20 protein-coding genes and 1 riboswitch are annotated in these 19180 nt (G+C 45.3%); of the genes, 3 read left to right on the top strand and 17 right to left on the bottom strand.

Features of this window, described 5'->3' with window-relative positions:
- Nucleotides 1-187: 187 nt before the first annotated feature.
- From cobS to B9A14_RS05890, 17 genes are all read right to left on the bottom strand, one after another.
- Nucleotides 188-928: an adenosylcobinamide-GDP ribazoletransferase gene (cobS, locus tag B9A14_RS05965; protein ID WP_197686568.1), complete on the bottom strand. Its 741-nt coding sequence runs from the start codon at nt 926-928 to the stop codon at nt 188-190.
- A gap of 5 nt (nt 929-933) precedes the next feature.
- On the bottom strand, nt 934-2223 hold the full coding sequence (gene bzaB, locus B9A14_RS05960) for a B12 lower ligand biosynthesis ThiC-like protein BzaB (RefSeq protein ID WP_084664738.1): 1290 nt from the start codon (nt 2221-2223) through the stop codon (nt 934-936).
- A gap of 72 nt (nt 2224-2295) precedes the next feature.
- Nucleotides 2296-3594, bottom strand: coding sequence for a phosphomethylpyrimidine synthase ThiC (gene thiC / locus B9A14_RS05955; protein WP_084667055.1), 1299 nt, complete (start codon nt 3592-3594; stop codon nt 2296-2298).
- A 109-nt stretch (nt 3595-3703) separates the two neighbouring features.
- A riboswitch (cobalamin riboswitch) is annotated at nt 3704-3920 on the bottom strand.
- Nucleotides 3921-3963: 43 nt separating this feature from the next.
- On the bottom strand, nt 3964-4056 hold the full coding sequence (locus B9A14_RS18220) for a putative PEP-binding protein (RefSeq protein WP_157110047.1): 93 nt from the start codon (nt 4054-4056) through the stop codon (nt 3964-3966).
- A 109-nt stretch (nt 4057-4165) separates the two neighbouring features.
- The gene (gene lipB / locus B9A14_RS05950) at nt 4166-4807 is read right to left on the bottom strand and encodes a lipoyl(octanoyl) transferase LipB (protein ID WP_084664736.1); all 642 of its coding nucleotides are present in this window, start codon (nt 4805-4807) and stop codon (nt 4166-4168) included.
- Nucleotides 4785-6479 carry a phosphoenolpyruvate--protein phosphotransferase gene (gene ptsP / locus B9A14_RS05945; RefSeq protein ID WP_084664734.1) on the bottom strand — a complete coding sequence of 565 codons (1695 nt, stop codon included), beginning with the start codon at nt 6477-6479 and terminating at the stop codon, nt 4785-4787. The genes lipB and ptsP overlap by 23 nt, the downstream gene beginning before the upstream one ends.
- A complete protein-coding gene (locus tag B9A14_RS05940) occupies nt 6472-6750 on the bottom strand; it encodes an HPr family phosphocarrier protein (protein WP_084664732.1) in 279 nt (92 codons plus the stop codon). The genes ptsP and B9A14_RS05940 overlap by 8 nt, the downstream gene beginning before the upstream one ends.
- Nucleotides 6750-7079, bottom strand: a complete 330-nt coding sequence (locus B9A14_RS05935; protein ID WP_084664730.1) for a hypothetical protein — start codon at nt 7077-7079, stop codon at nt 6750-6752. Before B9A14_RS05935 ends, B9A14_RS05940 begins: the two co-directional genes overlap by 1 nt.
- Before the next feature lie 69 nt (nt 7080-7148).
- Nucleotides 7149-8246 (bottom strand): dihydrolipoamide acetyltransferase family protein, encoded by a 1098-nt coding sequence (locus B9A14_RS05930; protein WP_084664728.1) that lies wholly within the window; start codon nt 8244-8246, stop codon nt 7149-7151.
- A complete protein-coding gene (locus B9A14_RS05925; protein WP_084664726.1) occupies nt 8246-9223 on the bottom strand; it encodes an alpha-ketoacid dehydrogenase subunit beta in 978 nt (325 codons plus the stop codon). Before B9A14_RS05925 ends, B9A14_RS05930 begins: the two co-directional genes overlap by 1 nt.
- A gap of 27 nt (nt 9224-9250) precedes the next feature.
- Nucleotides 9251-10192 carry a pyruvate dehydrogenase (acetyl-transferring) E1 component subunit alpha gene (gene pdhA, locus B9A14_RS05920; RefSeq protein ID WP_084667054.1) on the bottom strand — a complete coding sequence of 314 codons (942 nt, stop codon included), beginning with the start codon at nt 10190-10192 and terminating at the stop codon, nt 9251-9253.
- A gap of 91 nt (nt 10193-10283) precedes the next feature.
- On the bottom strand, nt 10284-11567 hold the full coding sequence (locus B9A14_RS05915) for an NAD(P)H-dependent oxidoreductase (RefSeq protein WP_084664724.1): 1284 nt from the start codon (nt 11565-11567) through the stop codon (nt 10284-10286).
- A 13-nt stretch (nt 11568-11580) separates the two neighbouring features.
- Entirely contained in the window at nt 11581-11958 is a 378-nt protein-coding gene (locus B9A14_RS05910; RefSeq protein WP_084664722.1) for a PTS glucitol/sorbitol transporter subunit IIA, read from the bottom strand.
- 103 nt (nt 11959-12061) lie between these two features.
- On the bottom strand, nt 12062-13048 hold the full coding sequence (srlE, locus tag B9A14_RS05905) for a PTS glucitol/sorbitol transporter subunit IIB (protein ID WP_084664720.1): 987 nt from the start codon (nt 13046-13048) through the stop codon (nt 12062-12064).
- Nucleotides 13049-13076: 28 nt separating this feature from the next.
- Nucleotides 13077-13604, bottom strand: a complete 528-nt coding sequence (srlA, locus tag B9A14_RS05900) for a PTS glucitol/sorbitol transporter subunit IIC (protein ID WP_084664718.1) — start codon at nt 13602-13604, stop codon at nt 13077-13079.
- A 289-nt stretch (nt 13605-13893) separates the two neighbouring features.
- Complete coding sequence (locus B9A14_RS05895; protein WP_084664716.1) at nt 13894-14280, bottom strand: transcriptional regulator GutM; 387 nt, start codon at nt 14278-14280, stop codon at nt 13894-13896.
- Nucleotides 14262-15245, bottom strand: a complete 984-nt coding sequence (locus B9A14_RS05890) for a sugar-binding transcriptional regulator (RefSeq protein WP_084664714.1) — start codon at nt 15243-15245, stop codon at nt 14262-14264. Before B9A14_RS05890 ends, B9A14_RS05895 begins: the two co-directional genes overlap by 19 nt.
- A gap of 234 nt (nt 15246-15479) precedes the next feature.
- Here B9A14_RS05890 and B9A14_RS05885 point away from each other — a divergent pair, with 234 nt between their 5' ends.
- The 3 genes from B9A14_RS05885 to B9A14_RS05875 are packed head-to-tail and all read left to right on the top strand — an operon-like array spanning nt 15480 to nt 19155.
- Nucleotides 15480-18347: a sigma 54-interacting transcriptional regulator gene (locus B9A14_RS05885; RefSeq protein WP_172839053.1), complete on the top strand. Its 2868-nt coding sequence runs from the start codon at nt 15480-15482 to the stop codon at nt 18345-18347.
- Nucleotides 18331-18810: a PTS sugar transporter subunit IIA gene (locus B9A14_RS05880; RefSeq protein ID WP_084664711.1), complete on the top strand. Its 480-nt coding sequence runs from the start codon at nt 18331-18333 to the stop codon at nt 18808-18810. The genes B9A14_RS05885 and B9A14_RS05880 overlap by 17 nt, the downstream gene beginning before the upstream one ends.
- 60 nt (nt 18811-18870) lie before the next feature.
- Complete coding sequence (locus tag B9A14_RS05875; protein ID WP_084664709.1) at nt 18871-19155, top strand: PTS sugar transporter subunit IIB; 285 nt, start codon at nt 18871-18873, stop codon at nt 19153-19155.
- The last annotated feature ends 25 nt before the right edge of the window (nt 19156-19180 follow it).

Genomic DNA, 19180 nt, shown 5'->3' with positions numbered 1-19180 from the left:
CACATCGACGGCTTAACCTCTAGCGTATCTTCTTCTAATCTAGACCTGTTAATCTAGGCCTACTTTACTTTAAACTTTACGGCCTTAAATGCGGCCTTAAACCCTCGCGAACAGGACTTTAGTAAAATTCGCTTGGAAAAAGTTCCTCGCTTACTAGACAAGACAGACCTTCTCTACACCTCTTCCTTTAAAGGAGAACCTGCAAGATAAGTAGAGTTAAAACCTCAGTACATTCATTTAGGGCACCCAGAGTATCACCTGTCATACCTCCTATTTTCTTGCGGATAAGCCACCCTAAACCGGCAACTCCAGCAAGAACACCTCCTGCCAAAAAGATCCCTTTAAAACCTAGGAGAACTACCAGAAAACCCAGCACGGTCACCGAAGCCCAGAAAAGTTCGCGGAACCCAACATAAACTGTAAAATTTCCCGCCCCTCGACCTTTACGGACATAAGGGTATAGCGCTGCACCATAAACTTGCGCCCAACGGCCTAAAGCCGTCATAAGGATAAGGCCCAAAGTCACCCCTTTTCCGGGGAGCTGGCCTAAAAGAACAAACTTAGCCAAAAACACCAGGAACCCTGCGGTGGCCCCGTGGGATCCCACCCGGCTATCCTTCATGATTTCTAAAATCTCTTCGCGCGAACGTCCGCTAAAAAGGCCATCAGCAGTATCCATTAGACCATCCCCGTGCAAATTCCCGGTTATCACCACTAAGAAAACTAAGGCCAAAAGGTCGCCAGCCGGCCTGCCCAAAAAGGGAGAGATTAAAGCATGGCAACTTGCGGCTAAGACACCTAAGAGCACCCCCACTAGTGGGAAAAAAGCCATGGACCTGGCCAGGTCTTTTTCTTCTACGGGGGCGCGGATAGTTATGGGTATCCTGGTAAGGAATTGTACAGCCAGCAAGAACTCTATAAATCTCAAGCCTTTCAACTCCTTAAGTTTATACCAAAATACTGGGCCGCGATCTTAACTGCGCATTCTTTCCCACACATAACGCAAGGCTGGTCTGGGGCTAAATTACCCAAGGCCGACTTTACCTTCTCCGGGTCCAGGGAAAGCCTAATTTGAGTTTTTACATCTCCATTTACCCGGGCCTGGGCCATTTCTACATTCCTTTGCCAGGCCCGCTTATTACCCCTGGCCAGATCCGCTGCCTGGGCGGCGATACGGGCTGCCATAACCCCTTCTTTCACATCTTCTTCAGTAGGCAATCCCAAATGTTCAGCAGGTGTTACATAGCATAAAAAATCGGCTCCGGCATAAGCAGCAAGGGCCCCGCCTATAGCTGCCACAATATGATCGTATCCCGGGGCTACATCCGTAGGTAGAGTTCCTAGGATAAAATAGGGCGCACCACCGCATAAACGCTTTTGTAGCAATATGGTAGTCTCAATGTGGTGCAAAGGTACGTGTCCCGGTCCTTCTACCATCACCTGGACTCCGGCTGCCCGGGCGCGGGCCACAAGTTCACCGGCGGTTATAAGCCCCATGAGCTGGAGTCCATCTAGGGAATCAGCAGTAGAACCGGGACGGACGGCGTCACCCAGGCTTAAGGTAACGTCATATTTCTTTAAGATCTCAAGCAAGCGGTCAAACTGTTCATATAAAGGATTTTCCTTATTGTTATATAACATCCAGCCTGTAAGAAAAGCTCCTCCCCGGCTTACGATATCTGTAACCCGGCCACTACCTTGAAGACGCTTGATAATATCAAAATTTAAAGCGCAATGTATGGCCATAAAATCAACACCATCGGCAGCCTGCTTTTCAATTGCTTCAAACATATCCTCGGGCGTCATAGCTACGATGCTCCCATGTTTTTCAATAGCCTCAATAGCCGCCTGGTAAAGGGGTACGGTCCCCACTGCTACATGAGCCTTTTCCAGCACGAGGCGCCTCATGGCATCGATATCTCCGCCTGTGCTTAAATCCATCACAGCATCGCACCCCGCCGCCTCCGCCGCGGCCAACTTTTTCTCCTCCATAGCTGGATCGGAACGGTCGCTGGAAGTACCGATAAGGGCGTTCACCTTTACCCGCAGCCCCTCTCCTATACCGCAGTAGTTAAATTCTTTACGTTTTACATTGCGGGGGATAACTATTCTGCCTTCGGCAACACCCCTCTGGACAAACTTTACGTCTACACCTTCCTGGGCAGCGACCCACTCCATCTCAGAAGTTATCTTCCCTGCACGTGCAGCCAGGACCTGGGTCATTACTATCACCCTTTCTTTTTTATTGCGGGTTCTTTTAACCTCTCACTATGCCTTACCTTGCTACTGAGGAGTCTAACAGCTAAGCCTAGGAGTTCCTAAATAATGGGACACAATAGCCATAGCACAGTACTTACCACACATAGTACAAGCCAACGAAGAAGCCTCGCTTCTTTCCCTACGCAACTTACTTGCCCGTTCGGGGTCAATGGCTAAGGAAATCTGTTTCTGCCAATCTAACTCTTTTCTGGCTCGGGAAAGGGCTAAATCCCAGTCGTAAGCTTTAGATGCCCCCTTGGCTAGATCAGCGGCGTGGGCAGCGATGCGCGCAGCTATCACACCTTCCCGCACCTGCTCTATATCAGGTAGGCCTAGATGCTCGGCGGAAGTTACATAGCAAATAAACTCCGCGCCCGCCCAAGCGCTGATAGCCCCCCCTATGGCCGCGCTTATGTGGTCATAGCCTGCAGCAATATCTGTAACAACAGGGCCGAAAACGAAGTAGGGTGCTCCTTGGCAAAGGCTTTTCTCAAGCGCTATAGTAGTTTTAAGTTTATTTAAAGGAACATGCCCCGGCCCTTTAACCATTACTTGTACGCCTGCTTTTCTAGCCCTCCTTACCAATTCCCCTAAGACCACCAGTTCCTGTACCTGGGCCCCATCTAAAGAGTCGGCCAAGCACCCCGGTCGCATCCCATCGGCTAAGCTTAAAGTAACATCATATTTATAGGCGATAGCCAGAAGGCGATCGTAGTGCTCATACAAGGGATTTTCCTTGCGGTGATACAACATCCATCCCATAAGATGGGAACCCCCGTAGCTCACTAAGGGATCTACTCTCCCTTCCCTTTGGGCCCGCTCCACTATTTCCATGGTGAGTCCGCAATGTAGCCCGAAAAAATCTACGCCTTCGGCAGCCTGGCGCTCGATAACTTCAAACAGTTCTTCCACTTCCATTTTGAGTGAAGATCCATATTTTCTAGCCGCTTCGGCAAAGGCCTGGTAGATAGGTAAGGTACCAACAGGAGTAGGCGTAGAGGTGAGGGAAGCCTCGCGCATGGCGTTGATATCCCCGCTTACACTAAGGTCCATAATAGCATCCGCGCCCGCTTCTACTGCTGCTTTAATTTTAGCTATTTCTACCCCCATTTCTGCCCTGTCTCCATACAACCCCACACTTGCGCTTACCTTAGTTCTAAGCCCTTTTCCGATACCTATAGGAACTATATTCCGGCGCTTAACATTGCGGGGGATTACTATGGTTCCCTCGGCCACTCCCTGCCTTATAAATTCCGGGGTAACCCCCTCTTTGAGAGCCACCTCCTCCATTTCTGGTGTAATTATTCCTTGCCGGGCGCTGGTCAGTTGAGTCATGGAGCGGCTACCTCCTTTACCTTTAAATAAGTAAAATAAAAAAGTTCCCAGCATCGCTGAGAACTTTACCATCATCCTCAGGGCTTCCCACCTTCTTTCCGCGAGAAGGTGTACTCCTTACGACCAGGCAGGTCTCCTGGCTCCCGGATCCTTGCTCCCCTGCGCCTTCCCATCCCCCTTCCCCGGTAGCTAAACTTCTACCCTCCGGGTTAAGGAACAGTGGCCTTCTTTTAGGTTCGCTCCCCGGTTACAGTGGCGGGACCGCTTGGGATTCACACCCAATTCCCTATTCTCCCTAGACGGGCACCTGGCCGGGTTATCTTTATTAATTTTTTCGTTTATGATTTTAGTATATGATTTCCCCTGGTGTCAATAGAGGTGTGGCTCTAGCGTTATCTCATCTAGGCCTAGTCCCACTAAAAGGGCCGCTGCTGTCACTTCTCCCCCTAGCTCACCGCACAGACCTAACTTATTTTGTTATATCACATTCCCTGTGATATCACAAAGTTATTATTTGAGCGCGGCATTGGCGTTGTACCTAAATCTTCTACCTTAGCGAAGCCCTGGTAACCTAAAAGAAACCAAACACCTCTCTAAAAGCTTTAAGGAGCCGTTCTTTAACTTCTTCCATAGGTACAGGGCGCCCTATTAAATCTTCTAAAGAGGTAACCCCATAATCCTGCAACCCACAAGGCACGATCAGAGAAAAGTTTTCTAAGGTTGCCTGTACATTAAAAGCAAACCCGTGGTAAGTTACCCAACGCTTTACAGCCACTCCTATAGCACCAATCTTTTTATCCCCCACCCAAGCTCCTGTTAGCCCTTGTTTACGGCTACCTATTAACCCATAACTAGCTACTACCTTAAGCATCACTTCCTCATAAAGCCTCAATAACCTGTGTAAATCTTTTCCATAATAGTTTAAGTCTAAGATAGGGTAACCTACTATCTGGCCCGGACCGTGGTAGGTGATATCACCACCCCGGTCCACTTCCACAAGCTCTATCCCCAGCTCCTTTAAAACTTCTGGGCCCACCAGGAGATGCTCTTTTTTACTACTTCGACCCAGGGTTATTACAGGGGGGAAATGTTCTACTAAAACCAATACATCACCTATCTCTCCTCTGATCCGCTTGTCTACTAGCTCAAGCTGAAGCTCGTAAGTGGACAGATAATCTTTTCTGCCCAGATCAATAACCTTTAGTTCCTGCATATAACAATTCCCGGACTTCCTGTCCGCTTAAGAGTTCTAAGGCTTTTAAAGCGAGCTTTCTAGCCTCTTCATAAGAAAGATGGAGGATAGCCTGTTTTACTTGGGGTATAAAAATAGGGCTCATGCTTATCTCATCTAGGCCTAGTCCCACCAAGAGGGCCGCTGCTGTCACTTCTCCCCCTAGCTCACCGCACAGACCTACCCATTTGTTAAACTTGTGAGCTGCTTCTACTGTAGTATATATAAGCCGTAAGATAGCGGGGTGATAAGGATCGTATAAAGCCGTTACTTCTTCATTTCCCCGGTCTACCGCCAGAGTATACTGGGTAAGATCATTGGTACCGATGCTAAAGAAATCTACCTCGCGAGCTAATATATCTGCAGATAAAGCAGCGGCCGGGGTTTCAATCATTATCCCTATTTCTACCGGTGCCCATTTATTTACTTCATTCTTGGCTTCTTCTAGTATCTTCTTAGCCTCCCTTACCTCCTCTATACTGGCCACCATCGGGTACATTATCTTTAAGTTGCCATAAAGGGAAGCCCGGAGTAAAGCCTTAAGCTGGGTCTTAAATAAATCCCGGTACTTTAAGGTTAACCTTATACCTCTTAATCCCAAAAAGGGATTTTCTTCCTGGGCCAGGTCTAAATAAGGCAGGGGCTTATCTCCGCCGATATCCAAGGTACGAACAACTACTGGTCTTCCTTCCATCAGTTCCAATACTTCCCGGTATGTTTCAAATTGTTCCTCTTCGCTGGGAGGCTGCTCACGATTTATAAATAAAAATTCCGTCCGGAAAAGTCCGATGCCCTCAGCCCCCTGTTTTATGGCCGCTTTCGCCTCCCTAGGGTCTCTTATATTGGCGGCAAGTTCTACTCTTTTACCATCCTTGGTCGCTGCAGGACCACCCCAGATCAGCAGTTCTTGCTGTTGCTTAAGCTTTTTTCTTTTTTCTTCAAATTCTAGGATAAGCTCTTCACTGGGATTTAAATATACCACTCCCTCTGTACCATCTAGCACCACTATGTCCCCATCGTTTACCTTATCCATAAGTCCGGGAAGGCTAGATATGGCAGGGATCCCCAGAGCCCGGGCTACAATAGCTGCATGGCTAGTAGGTCCTCCCTTTTCAGTTAAAATCCCTCTTATAATTTCCGCTGAAAAGGAAGCTGTCTCTGAAGGCGTCAGTTCCTTAGCTGCAACGACTGAACCAGGGGGAATCTCCCCTGTTCTTCTATGCCCACTTTCTAAGAAATTTATAAGCCTTTCTCCAATATCCCGTATATCCACTGCCCTAGCCCGGAAGTATTCATCATCTAGAGCTTCAAAGGTTCGGGCTACCTCTTCTACTGCTTCCTTCACTGCCCAGGAAGCATTCTTCTTTTCTCCTTTAATCTTTTCTGTTATCTTGTCAGTTAAACTGGGATCCTCAAGGATAAGTAAGTGGGCTTCAAAAATTTGGGCCTCTTCTTTTCCTATTTTTTCCCGAGATTTTAAAACTAGCTCTTTAAGTTCTACTTTAGCTTTATCAAGGGCTTCCTCTAACCTTTTCATTTCTCCTGGTATTTCTTCTTCAGAAATAGTCCTTTCCAGAATATCAACCTGCATACCGCCTAACTTGTAAATTTTTCCTATGCCTATTCCTGGCGAAATCGATAATCCTTTAATCATTTTTCATCCCTTCTCCAAATTTACTGTTAATAAGGCCCACTAGAGTCTCTACTGCTTCTTTCTCATCTTCTCCTTCAGCGGTTATTACTATCGAAGTCCCTTTAGTAACCGCCAGGCTTATAATCCCTAAAATGCTTTTGGCATCTGCTTGTTTATCTCCTTTATGCACTATGATCTTGCTCTTAAACTTCTTGGCCTCCTGAACAAAAAGAGCAGCCGGTCGTGCATGCAGGCCGGCTTCGTTTAGCAGAACAGCTTCTTTAGCTACCATTAACTTTTCCTCTCCCTCCCGAGCAACCCCAAATCATCCATTACTTCCTGCATTAGGCGTAAGGGTTTGGTTATAGCCCTTCTAGGTAAAGATAAAAGAGTTTTGTGCGGAGAACGGCGGAGCTCCTCTGTAATCCTTAAAGGCTTGGTCATTAGCCTCTCTAAAAAGTCCTGGGTTAACTCTTTAACCGGCACCCGGCGGCTTACCCTAGTCTTTTTACCGCAATTAGAACATTCTAAGGTTAGGAGGAAATCCCCTACACAAGTTGCCCTATGCACAGTGTTCTCCAAACATTGGGGGCAGAAAAGCTCTACTTCAATCTTTTTCATAGCTATATCACCTTCTTTAAGTGTTACTATCTCTACTATATCAAAATTTTCCCCTTTCTGCCCAGGTAACTAGATTATCACCTTTATAGGATCTTCCAAAACCTCCTTTAGCGCCTTCAAAAACCTAGCTGCCGGACCTCCATCCAAAGCCCGGTGGTCAAAAGAGAGGCTTAAGGTTAGCCATTTCTGACCAGAAAATTCCCTAATCCGCCCTACACCCAAGATACCTACTTCTGGTTTGTTTATGATGGGGGTAAAGAAATCTATATCGAACATACCTAGATTGGAAAGAGTAAACGTACCTCCTGTTAGATCTTCAGGAATAAGCCTCCCTTCCCGGGCTTTATACACCTTTTCTTCTATAGCCTTGGCCAGCTCACCTAAACCCATCCTATCTGCTTTTTTTATCACTGGCACTAATAAGCCCTCTGGGGTATCCACAGCTATCCCCAAGTTAACCTCTTTATATCTTTTTATACTATCCCCTTCTAGGCGGGCATTGATATAAGGATATTTACTTAAGACCTTAATCAAGAAGTAAGCTAGCAGGGAAGTAAAAGATAATTTGGTACTAGCTATTTGCTCTACTATGGGTTTTAGCTTAATCCAAAGGTTAACTAGTTCTGAAGCTTTGGCTTCGGTAACCAAGGTGACATGGGGTATACTGGTATAACTTGCCAACATCTTATCGGCAATTACTTTACGTACCCCAGTCAAAGGTACGAGGTCAACTTCCATGGCTCCCCTATCCGAAATGAAGTCTTCTACATCTTTTTTCCTGATCTCTCCTGCTGGGCCACTCCCCTGTACTTTCCTTAAATCTATCCCTGCTTGCTGTGCAATATAGCGGGCAGCCGGGGTAGCCTTGACTTTTTCTTCTTTAACCTTTTGGGGCTCTAAGTTAAAAGCTTCTTCTCTTTGTTCTTCCTCAGGTAATAAAATTACGGCAATAGGTTCGTCTACCTTTACTACCTCTCCTTCCTGGGCTTTTATCTCCTTAAGTATACCTGACACAGGTGCCTCTACTTCCATATTAACTTTATCTGTAAGGATTTCTAGAAGAATTTCTCCTTGTCTTACTTCCTCCCCCACGTTTTTCCACCACTTGTGAATAGTTCCTTCTTCCATGGTCATACCCAGTTTAGGCATAGTCATTACAAAAGACATCAGGCCACCAGCCTCCTTACTGCTGCTACAATATCCTGTACTTGGGGTACAGCCGCGCTTTCTAACCTCCGGTTATAGGGGATAGGTATATTTTTGCCGGCCACCCTCCATATGGGCGCGTCAAGATAGTAAAACGCTTCGCTTTCGCAAAGTAACCCAACTATTTCCCCACCGAAACCTCCACGCTGACATCCTTCATGTACTACTAGCGCCCGCCCTGTTTTCTTTACTGAATTTATAATTGTCTCTTTATCTAGCGGCACCAATGTACGGGGATCTACAACTTCTACCTCTACGCCTTCTTTAGATAAAATATGGGCCGCTTCAAGGGACCGGGATACCATTATCCCAGTAGCAATTATAGTTATATCTTGACCTTGTCGTTTAATATCAGCTTGTCCTAAAGGTATAAGATATTCTTCTTCAGGGACTAACCCTTTAGTGTTATAAAGCAGCTTATGCTCGAAAAATACTACCGGATTATCATCCCGGATAGCAGATTTAAGCAAACCCTTGGCATCATATGCATTAGAAGGCATAACTACCTTTAACCCGGGTACATGGACAAACCAATTCTCTAAACTTTGGGAATGCTGGGCTGCAGCTCCTGTCCCTGAACCCAAAGGCGTTCTTACCACTAGGGGTACCTTAGCTTTCCCTCCAAACATATACCGTATTTTGGCTGCTTGGTTCACTAGTTGGTCCATGCCTAAGGTGATAAAGTCCGAAAACATGATCTCTGCCACTGGCCGCATCCCCATTAAAGCAGCTCCTGTCGCCGCTCCAATTATAGCGGCTTCTGAAATAGGGGTATCTTTAATCCGTTCTTCACCAAATTCTTCAACAAGCCCTAAGGTTACACCAAAGGCTCCTCCATATACCCCAATATCTTCTCCCAGCAAGAACACCCTCTCATCGCGGAGCAGTTCCTCCCGCAAAGCTTCTCTTATGGCTTCTTTATAAGTTATCTCCCTCATAAATGTAGCGACCCCCTGGGATGTTCTTTAAGCGTATACGTCAGCTTCTAAAATCTCGAGCCCTGGCTCCGGACTTTCCTGGGCAAAAGCTATAGCCAAAGCGATCTCTTCTTCTACTGCTTTCTCTATGGCCTTTAATTCTTCTTCGGTAAAAAGATTTCGTTCAAGTAGCTTGTTTCGCCACCTTTTTAAGGGGCAGCGCTCCTTCCATTGTTCAATTTCTTCCTTGGTCCGGTAGCGATTAGCATCACTCTTGGAGTGGCCCCGCCAGCGGTAAGTTACACATTCTACTAGGCTGGGCCCTTCTCCCTGCCTGGCCCTAGCTACAGCCTCCTTAACTGCTTCCATTACCGCTTCTACATCATTTCCATCTACACGTATACCTGGCATGCCATAGCTTTGGCCCCAAATGCTTATATCTTGGCAAGCCAGGGCTTTCCTTACGGCTAGCGACATGCCATATTGGTTATTTTCGCATATAAATATTACCGGTAATTTCCACAGGCCAGCTAAATTAGCCGCCTCATGAAAAGCGCCTTGGGCTAAGGCGCCATCACCGAAAAAGCAAAGAACCACTTCTTTTCGCCTTTGCATTTTTAAAGCCAGGGCTGCCCCTACAGCGATGGGTATCCCTCCTGCCACAATCCCGTTAGCCCCTAGTATCCCAATATTTAGATCAGCTATATGCATGGATCCCCCTTTACCCTGGCAATAACCTGTAGCTTTGCCCATAAGCTCAGCCATCATAAGTTTAATATCGCCGCCTTTAGCTATACAATGGCCGTGTCCGCGGTGAGTACTAGTGATATAGTCTTCCGGCTCTATGGCCGCACAAGCCCCCACTGCCACGGCTTCTTCCCCGATGTAAAGGTGAGTAGTACCGTGGATCATACCTTTAGCAAAAAAGTTGTCCACCTGCTCCTCAAAACGCCGTATTAATAGCATCTTGCGGTAAATATCGCCAGCCATCGCTTTATCCACTTGTTTCCACTCTCCCGCCCCTAAGCTTCTTTAGCCACAAAATTGTTTTGCAACTTTCATTCCAACAAATCCGGCCACCCTACATAATCTTTTGCAACCGGTATAGCTGTACTAAAGCGTTTTCTTCTTCCAAGGAAATATCGCTCCACCGGAGCACCTCTCCTCGTTCTACTGGTCTTTTTACCACACATTTACACCCTGTAAGCCCCATAGGAAGATAACCCTGGCTCTCGGCTTCCTCTGCTTTGACTATTAACCCGTACACCGTAGTACCCCCTATCCCATCCAATATTTCCCCTGGTAAAAGTTTTTTCTTAGCCACTGCCGCTACTTCTGCTGCATGAAAGCGGGGGACGAGGGTGGGCTCACCATAAATTACAGCTCGAGCAATAGAAAGAGGGGTCTCTAGGCTAGTCAAATGATAAGGTCGGTAGAGGACATAATTAGGCCCTTCTCCCATTTGAAGATAAGCTAGCTCTTCCCGAACTTTTAAATTATCTGTAGTTACTATGGCAAAAACCCCGGGGGCCACTCCTATTACAAAATCCACCACACCTAAAGAATTTAAAATACCTCCTCTCTCTTTTAACTCAAAAATACGGGGTAATTCCTCTACTGTTGCTTGGGGTCCATGCATGCCAGGGACATCGGGCAATAACCCTGTAGCATTGGCTACAGCAGCCATTTCCACCATAGTTTTAGTACCATCATAGAAAGAAGTTAACATCTTAGGATTGGCCCCTTTGACCCGGGCTATCTCAATCAAGCTTTCGGGTGTGCAATAATAATCCAACGGGTTATTTTTCCCCTTACCGCAAGCTATGACTTTAAAACCTAAAGCCTCGGCGAAATCATATAACTCTTTTATACAGGCTGGTTCATCGCCAGCGCCCAAGGTATAAACAACACCTGCTCGCTGGGCCAACCGGGAGAGAATCCGTCCTACCGTAACATCTGCTTCTACGTTAAGGGTAACCACATGCTTCCCATTTTGGATAGCTAAAAAGGCTATCTCAGCCCCTACCTGCGGCACACCAGTAGCATCTACCACTACATCAATTGGGTCTAGTTCACAAATTAGCCGCGCATTATCAGTTATAGCCGGTCGGCCCTGCTCCAAAGCCTTTAAAGCCTCTTCCCGGGTATCGGCCTTTATTATGCGGCCAGGATCCTCTCCCCTATAGATATAGGCTTGTCTAGCTCTCTCTAAGTCCAAATCAGCTATTATTACTACCTCCATACCTTTCATAAGACTTATTTGGTTAACCATCCCTGTGCCCATCTGGCCTGCACCTACTAATCCTACTTTTATAAAACGCCCTTCCTCCTCTAGTTGAGCTAATTTGTAATTAATATTAAGCATGACTAATTACCCCCTAATTTCGTCCTTGTCCAATTATCTGGACTAAAGTACCAGGAAAGAGGGGAGGGATCTCCTTTTCTTCTACACACACATCCCCTGGTAGCTCAGGAAAAGTTCTGGCATTAAACTTGATAACTAGATGGCCTAAATGTTTTAAATTGGCATTAGCTATCTCCCCGACCGCTGTAATTTTAAAAGAATGGTTATTGATAAGTAATATGTCTCCCGGCTTTACTTCTCCCGTTAATATTTCCGGTTGATGTAACACCGATATCTCCATCAGCTCAGGGGGAGCCCCCTCTTGGAAGAACACCAAGATCTTCTCTTTTATGAATTCAGGTACCAGCGGTCCTAAGCTAGTAACCTTAGTGCTAAAAATAACCTGGCCCACTTCAAAGCAAACCTCCCAGAAGCCAGCCGGGCTGGTATATCCTTTTTATAAATCCAGCCCGGCCAGCTTTTTTCATTTTTTACTTTATCTCCTTAAAATCTCTTTAATAGAGGCCGAAACTAAATAGATAAGCTATTATTACCGCTATAGGCCCTGTAATCTGCCGGGAAAATAGTACAGCAGGTACTCCAATTTCAATGGTCTCAGGCTTGGCTTCCCCTAAAGTCAGGCCTACCGGTATAAAATCACATCCCACCTGAGGATTAATGGCGAAAAGAGCAGGAAGAGCAAATTGGGGAGGAACGTTACCCCTTCCTATTTCTACACCTACCAACACCCCTACCACCTGAGCTATTACTGCCCCAGGACCTAAAAGAGGCGATAAAACAGGTAAGGCGCACACAAGAGAAATAAGCAATAAACCAGGTAAGGTACCGGCCAGGGGAGCTATAATTTTAGCTATTACATTTCCAATACCTGAGTAAAGAATTATACCGATAATAGTAGATACAAAAGCCATAAAGGGTATTATGTTCCTTATAACCTGGTCTACTGTTTCTCTTCCTGCCTGGTAGAAAATTGCAACTATGCCCCCCATCCCCCGCCCAATTCGCTCAATAAACGACCGACGAGGTACCTCCTGGGGTACTGAAGGAGCTATAACTTGAGCCTCTCTTGAGGGTGCTGTTTCTATCTTTTCGTGGGCAACTTCTTCCGAGCCTTCCACCAGGATAACATTTTTGGGTTTAACGCCCGAGACAAAGTTTTTCTCGTTTATAAAAGCCATAAGAGGACCCGAGGGAAAAGTGGGGGTAACATCAACTGTAAGCACACCCATCTTAGGATATACACCTACTCTAGCTGTCCCCCCACAATCTATAACCACACAGGCCATCTCTTCAGCCGGCACAGAAGTCTTAAAGGCGTCTACTGCTTCTGCTCCAGTTAGCTCTGCTATACGCTGGGCCACAGGATGAATACCCCCACCAGTGATGCAAGCTATTTTATTACGCTTTTCAGTGGGGGTAATATATAGCGGGCCACCCCAACCGCCTTCTCCTTTTTCCACTTTAACTGTGCGATAAGCCATAACTTTCTCCCCTCCTTAATCTTTAGCCTTATAACTCGCTTCCTCGCCGTGCTAGCATGGCTTGGGTAATCTTTTCTGTAACTATGCCCCGGAGGAAAATGACTATTATACCCACTAAGAAGTAGCGTATGGCCAGGGGGCCTAAAGGTAAGTTAAGCTTTTGGATGCCTTGGGCAATACCCATGTACACGAAAAGTTCTGCCGGATTAGCGTGGGGAAATAATCCTAAAATAGGATGAACAAAGGATACAGCTGCATCATAAAAGGCAGGCTTATATTTTTCGGGTAAAAACCTCCCAAAAGTATAAGCCATGGGATTGGTAAGAAAGAATACAGCCATCACTGGTAATACCGTGTACCTTAGTACTATATTGCCGGTTATTTTTTGGGCAAACCGTTCAATACGCTCTTGACCTACAAATTTGATCAAGGCGTTAACTGCGGTTATAAGGGTGATCAGAGTAGGAATAATTCCGGTAAGTAGACTAACAAAAACCTTCCCACCCTCTTTAAAAAGCCCTATAAATCCCTCCGCTATGTGCGCTAATGTTTCCATAAACCTCTAGCACCTCCTGGAATTTTAATAAATTTGGGTAAGAGACTAAGTTAAAATAATCAGCCTAACTCTTTATCCCACCCCCTTAGAAAACTTAAAGCCGGCGGTCTATTGAAATTTTATTTACCCGCCGGCCCTTGGCCCTGACAGGTGACTATTTTTATAATTTTTTATTACCTCCTCTACCGTTTTAACTTCAATTAGAAATATACCTTCTTTTCCTACCACATAAGCTTTTTTGTATGGTAATAGCTGATAAATACGATTCCCCGGCTTTAAAAGCGGGATTTTACTCAACTTTTCTATCCTCCATTCTAGCCAATGCTTGTTGAGCAGCTATAGAAAGAGCCCTTAACCCAGGTGCGGTCTCACCTTTTAAGCGCTCTATCAATTCTGGTAAGGTCCCAGGGGTTAAATCCTTTTTCTTGAATCTAGCCAGCGTACTTAATCCTTCCATAAGCCAGCATTCTTTGACTCTTCCTTCTCTATCCGCCAAGATAAAAGCCATGGCCCCTTTCCCCCAACGCTGGCGAACTGCTCCGAACCCTATATACCCATCCTTATGGGCTAGTAACCTCTCCCAGGTAGCACGATAATCCCGCATTTGCCAGAAGCTTAAAATAACCTGTAATAGCCACGCTACTCCTAAAGCCAGTATTATATACGACCATGACATCTAAAAAGACCTCTCCTCCCTATATCCAGCACCTCTCGGGCAGTTCTTTCATCGGTTACCAGAACATTTATAAGCCTTCCTTTTAAAGCTCCCCAGATAGATTTAACTTTATTGCTACCCCCAGCTACACCTATAACTATCGGGATTTTTTTTAAATCTTCTAGACTTATACCTATAGTTCTTTTTTCTAACTCTGGAGCGCAGCTATTGCCTTCTAGGTCGAAAAAGCGGGAACACGTGTCCCCTACCGCCCCTTTTAGTTTCAAAGCCTCAATCTCTTGTAGGGTGAAATACCCCGTATCGATCATGGTAGAAGACTCTACTGTAGCCCCTATACCTACTAAGGCTATATCAGCCTTCTTCCCCTTCTCCAGCACCTCGTGAATTGAGCTATCCTCAAGTAAAGCCTGACAGACAGCAGCCGAGCTTACCAGAGCAGGTGCATGGAGGGCATGCCAGGTACCACCAAATATATTAGCTAATTCCATAGCCAAGCTATTAGAATGTACTTCCAGGTTAGTCTCTCCTACCCCTCCTACTAAAGGAACTGCTGTTATATTCCTACGACTGACATGCGTTTCCTTTAAAGCCTCTATGGCTGCCCGTAATGTTCTTCCCCAAGAAACCCCTATAATATCACCCGGGCGTACAATACGCAATAAATACCCTGCCACAGCTTTCCCTATGTTTTTGAATAACTGTTCAATGCTATCGCTGCTAGGAACCAAAATGGCTTCCCGCAAGCCAAATCTGCTCTCCAACTCCCTTTCTAAATCAAGAAAATCTTCTTTGTACCCGTTTATTTCGATTTTTATTATTCCTAGCTCGCGGGCTTGCTGGATAGCCCGTGAAATGGTAGCTCGGGAAACCCGAAATTTAGCTGCAATCTCTTGTTGGTTTAAACCTTCTAAGTAATATAACTCTGCTACCCGTATTAGGAAATGCAAGTGCTCCTGGTTATTCATACGAAATCCTCATCAAGTCTTATGAAATTTTGTTCATGGGTTGTACATCTGTTCTATATTTATTATTCTCGCATTCTTTCTTAATTCCTTCTTTGTGAAATTAATTTCTTACTCCCTTTGCTAAAATGGTTAGTGAAGGGATGGCCAACTTTGTTGTCCTCCTACAGATCTCCTAAGATTTTAAAGGGCTGGCATATTTCTTGCTAAAAACAAAAAGTGAGGGGTTTGATGAAAGTGAAAGAAAAGAAATGGGAACTTAAACAACTCATACTTAAAGAGGACAAGAAAAATCCCCTACCGGACGAGGCTCTAGCCGAGATATTACGACTCCCCCGCTGTGAGGTTACCATGTTGCGCCAGGAGCTAGGTATACCCGATTCCCGTGAACGCCGTAAACCCCTCTTACTTAAGTCTATTAAAAATATTTTACAAACCAATCCTCATCTTTCAGAGCGCAAAATAACCCAGGCTTTAAGGGAGGAAGGGTTCCGTATATCCCGCTCTACAGTAAGTTTGCTTCTTAAAGAGATTAACAACCTGGAGGAAGGTTCTCCTTCCCCTATCTTGCCTACCCCTATCCATCCAGGCCTTTCTTTTACCCACTTTATAGGATATGAAGGAAGCTTAAAACCGGCTATTGAAAAAGCCAAGGCAGCTATTCTTTATCCACCGCACGGCCTTCATACTTTGCTGATAGGACCCACAGGGGTAGGAAAAAGCGAGCTAGCTTTAGCCATGTACAACTTTGCCGTAGAAAGCGGCCGCCTGTCTCCGGGGGCACCCTTTGTAACCTTTAACTGCGCCGATTATGCTCATAACCCCCAGCTTTTAGTGTCCCAATTATTTGGGTATGTAAAGGGGGCCTTTACGGGAGCAGAAAAAAACAAAAGTGGGTTAATAGAAAAAGCCCACGGCGGCATCTTATTCTTAGATGAGATCCACCGCTTACCTCCTGAAGGTCAGGAAATACTTTTCCAGGTCATCGATAAAGGAAAATTCCGGCGCCTAGGGGAGACAGAATATGAGCACGAAATAAAGGTATTGCTAATTGGGGCTACCACCGAAAACATCCATTCTTACTTGCTTTCCGCCTTTAAGCGAAGAATCCCCATGATCATAGAGCTTCCTTCTCTAGCCCAGCGGCCGTTAAGCGAGCGGCTGGCCTTAATAAAAGCATTTTTCTTGCGAGAGGCTGAGGTAATAAATTTACCTTTTGAGATAAAGCCGGAGGTGTTTTACGCTTTTCTCTTTTATGATTGCCCGGGCAATATTGGGCAGCTCGCTAGTGACATCAAAACCTGCTGCGCTTCAGCCTACTTACGCTACATCTCGGGGGTAAACAAAACCATTAAGATAACTTACTATGAACTCCCCCAGGTAGTAAAAGAAGGGTTAAAAAAACTAAGCACTTTAGAAACCGATTTAGAGGAGCTAGATATTACCGAAACTGTTGTATTGCCCAGCAGGCTAAAAGAAAAGACTACTCCTTCGCCAGAAGTTTATCAGGGCACGCGGGAAATCTATGATTATATTGAAAACAGATTCCAGGAGCTGTTAAGTCAAGGGCTATCAGTAAATGACATAAATCAGCAAATCACCAAAGAAATTGAATTAAAGTTTTCCTCCTGGGCTAAATGGGTGACCAAAAGAAAAACCGCCCTATCCGAAGACGAGCTTAAAAAATTGGCTAGCCCGGAGATAATTGACATCTGCCAAAAGTTAATAAGGATCGCCCAACAAGAATTAGGGCCTCTAGATCCCCATATATTGATCGCCTTGAGTTTGCATATAGAAGAAGCCTTAAAAAGGAGAGCTTCCCTTAAGCTAAAAGCGGATTTCTCTTTAGCTCATATAAAGGAAAAGTATCCCTTGGAATATGAAGTAGCTCGCAAGCTGGCCGTCTATTTTCAAGAAATCAGTGGCACTGCTTTGCCCCCAGAAGAAATAGGCTTTTTGACCTTATATTTACAGATTTTTAAAGAAAAAAGACCAGAACAGGGGAAAAAAGTGGGTATCCTTGTTTTAAGCCATGGCCAAGTAGCTCCTGCCATGGCTGAGGTGGCTAATAATCTTTTAGGAGTATGCCACGCTAAAGGGCTTGTTGCTCTGCAAGAAGACTCTCAGGTATTTTTAGAAAAATTGGCTCAGACCATCCGGGAAATAGATGAAGGGAAAGGGGTTCTGGTGCTAGCCGATACCCAGGCTTTGGGGGAAATGGCCCAAGTAGCTGGCCTCCGTGCTGGTGTACCAGTTAAAAATATAATACCAGCTACTACTATGTTAACCATTGAAGCCACCCGCAGAGCCCTGCTACCCGAGATGGATCTAGAAAAACTAGCTTCTAGCTTGTCTTCCCCTAACCTGGTTTTAGAGCAACCACCAGCTATTTTGACTGTGTGCCTTACTGGTCAGGGAGGGGCCATGTTACTAAAGCGAGAAATAAAAAATCGATTACCAGAAATAGAGAGGGCAATAGAGATAATCCCTATAAGTTATTTGGGAGAAACACCCTTCGAGGCACGTCTTAAAGAAATTAGACAAAAAAGGCGAGTAGTAGCCATAATGGGGACCATAGATCCCCAGATTAAAGATATACCTTTTATTCCCGCCTTTTCTTTAACGCGGTCTGAATTAAATGTAAAGTTATCCCCTCTCACTAAAAAAGAAATAGGCTTGGACGAAGCTATGCACGAAGATCTTATTTACCTCTGGCAAGGAGAAGTTAACAAGCCCCAAGCAATAGAGTTGCTTTTTCAAGGGCTAAGGGAATGGGGAGCAGTACTCCCAGAATTCCTGACCGATGTTCTAAAACGGGAGCTCCTTTCCCCTGCTATCCTTTTGCCCCAGGTGGCTATCCCTCATGGTAGCCCGGAAAATGTCCTAAAGCCGGCCATAGCTATAGCCATCTCCCAGATACCTATAGAGTGGGGCGAAGGGCAAATGGTAAAGATAATATGTATGCTAGCTTTGACAGTAGACAACGCTCACCTCGTGCTTAAGCTCCGGCATAAGCTCGAAAAACAGGCTATCTTTAACCGCTTGCTTCATGCTCCAACGGCAAAAGCAGTCAAGGAGGTCTTAACTAGTGATCAGTCTATTTAGCCGCGACCTGATTATTACCTCCCTGGAAGCCAGTTCAGCCTATGAGGCCCTAAATGTACTAGGCAACTTGCTTTTAGAAAAAGGAGTAGTAAAACCTAGCTTCCCGGCAGCTGTAATTGAGAGGGAGAAGAAGTTCCCTACCGGGCTGGAGCTAGGTAAATACAATGTAGCGATTCCCCATGCAGACACCCAGCATGTCCTGCAAGATAGTATAGCTGTTGGTATTCTAAAAACCCCCGTTTCTTTTGCTCGCATGGATGAACCAACTAAAACCGTGGAAGTACATACCATATTTATGCTAGCCCTTACCCAGCCCCATAGTCATTTAAGTGTTCTTAAAGAATTGACTAGTTTTTTACAAGACGGCGAAAGCTTGGCTAACCTTATTTCTGCCCAAAATGCTGAACAAGTATATTCCCTATTAACCCAAAAATTAAGATTAGGGGGTGAGGAGAAGGGATAATGGAAAGAAATTTTCTTAACTCCTATTAAAAATTTTACAAGGTAGGAGGTAAGCAGAAAATTGGTAAGCAAAAAACGGGTATTAATTGTTTGTGGTACAGGTATTGCTACTTCTACAGTAGTGGCCGAAAAAGTAAAAGAAGGGCTAAAAAAACGGGGCATCGAGGTTGATACCATCCAGGCTAAAGTGGTAGAAGTTCCAAGTTATGCTAAAGAGGTGGATCTTATAGTAGCTACTACACCAATTAATGTAAGTACGCCTGTCCCAGTCATAAAGGGCCTTGCCTTTCTTACTGGTTTAGGTGAAGAAACATTATTAGATCAGATTGCCCAAGCCCTTAAGTAAATGGGTTGTAGTGAACAAGTTTAAA

The sequence above is a fragment of the Thermanaeromonas toyohensis ToBE genome (assembly GCF_900176005.1).
Taxonomy (GTDB): Bacteria; Bacillota; DSM-521; order Neomoorellales; family Neomoorellaceae; genus Thermanaeromonas; species Thermanaeromonas toyohensis.
Note: the sequence above shows the minus strand (reverse complement) of the source record. Positions and strands in the feature narration are given on the sequence as shown.

What these genes read in the sequence shown, in the direction of transcription:
- bzaB (WP_084664738.1), bottom strand. Translation starts at nt 2,223, where the DNA reads ATGACCCAGGTCCTGGCTGCACGTGCAGGGAAGATAACTTCTGAGATG.
- thiC (WP_084667055.1), bottom strand. Translation starts at nt 3,594, where the DNA reads ATGACTCAACTGACCAGCGCCCGGCAAGGAATAATTACACCAGAAATG.
- lipB (WP_084664736.1), bottom strand. Translation starts at nt 4,807, where the DNA reads ATGCAGGAACTAAAGGTTATTGATCTGGGCAGAAAAGATTATCTGTCC.
- ptsP (WP_084664734.1), bottom strand. Translation starts at nt 6,479, where the DNA reads ATGATTAAAGGATTATCGATTTCGCCAGGAATAGGCATAGGAAAAATT.
- B9A14_RS05940 (WP_084664732.1), bottom strand. Translation starts at nt 6,750, where the DNA reads ATGGTAGCTAAAGAAGCTGTTCTGCTAAACGAAGCCGGCCTGCATGCA.
- B9A14_RS05935 (WP_084664730.1), bottom strand. Translation starts at nt 7,079, where the DNA reads ATGAAAAAGATTGAAGTAGAGCTTTTCTGCCCCCAATGTTTGGAGAAC.
- B9A14_RS05930 (WP_084664728.1), bottom strand. Translation starts at nt 8,246, where the DNA reads ATGTCTTTTGTAATGACTATGCCTAAACTGGGTATGACCATGGAAGAA.
- B9A14_RS05925 (WP_084664726.1), bottom strand. Translation starts at nt 9,223, where the DNA reads ATGAGGGAGATAACTTATAAAGAAGCCATAAGAGAAGCTTTGCGGGAG.
- pdhA (WP_084667054.1), bottom strand. Translation starts at nt 10,192, where the DNA reads ATGGCTGGCGATATTTACCGCAAGATGCTATTAATACGGCGTTTTGAG.
- B9A14_RS05915 (WP_084664724.1), bottom strand. Translation starts at nt 11,567, where the DNA reads ATGCTTAATATTAATTACAAATTAGCTCAACTAGAGGAGGAAGGGCGT.
- srlE (WP_084664720.1), bottom strand. Translation starts at nt 13,048, where the DNA reads ATGGCTTATCGCACAGTTAAAGTGGAAAAAGGAGAAGGCGGTTGGGGT.
- srlA (WP_084664718.1), bottom strand. Translation starts at nt 13,604, where the DNA reads ATGGAAACATTAGCGCACATAGCGGAGGGATTTATAGGGCTTTTTAAA.
- B9A14_RS05895 (WP_084664716.1), bottom strand. Translation starts at nt 14,280, where the DNA reads ATGTCATGGTCGTATATAATACTGGCTTTAGGAGTAGCGTGGCTATTA.
- B9A14_RS05890 (WP_084664714.1), bottom strand. Translation starts at nt 15,245, where the DNA reads ATGAATAACCAGGAGCACTTGCATTTCCTAATACGGGTAGCAGAGTTA.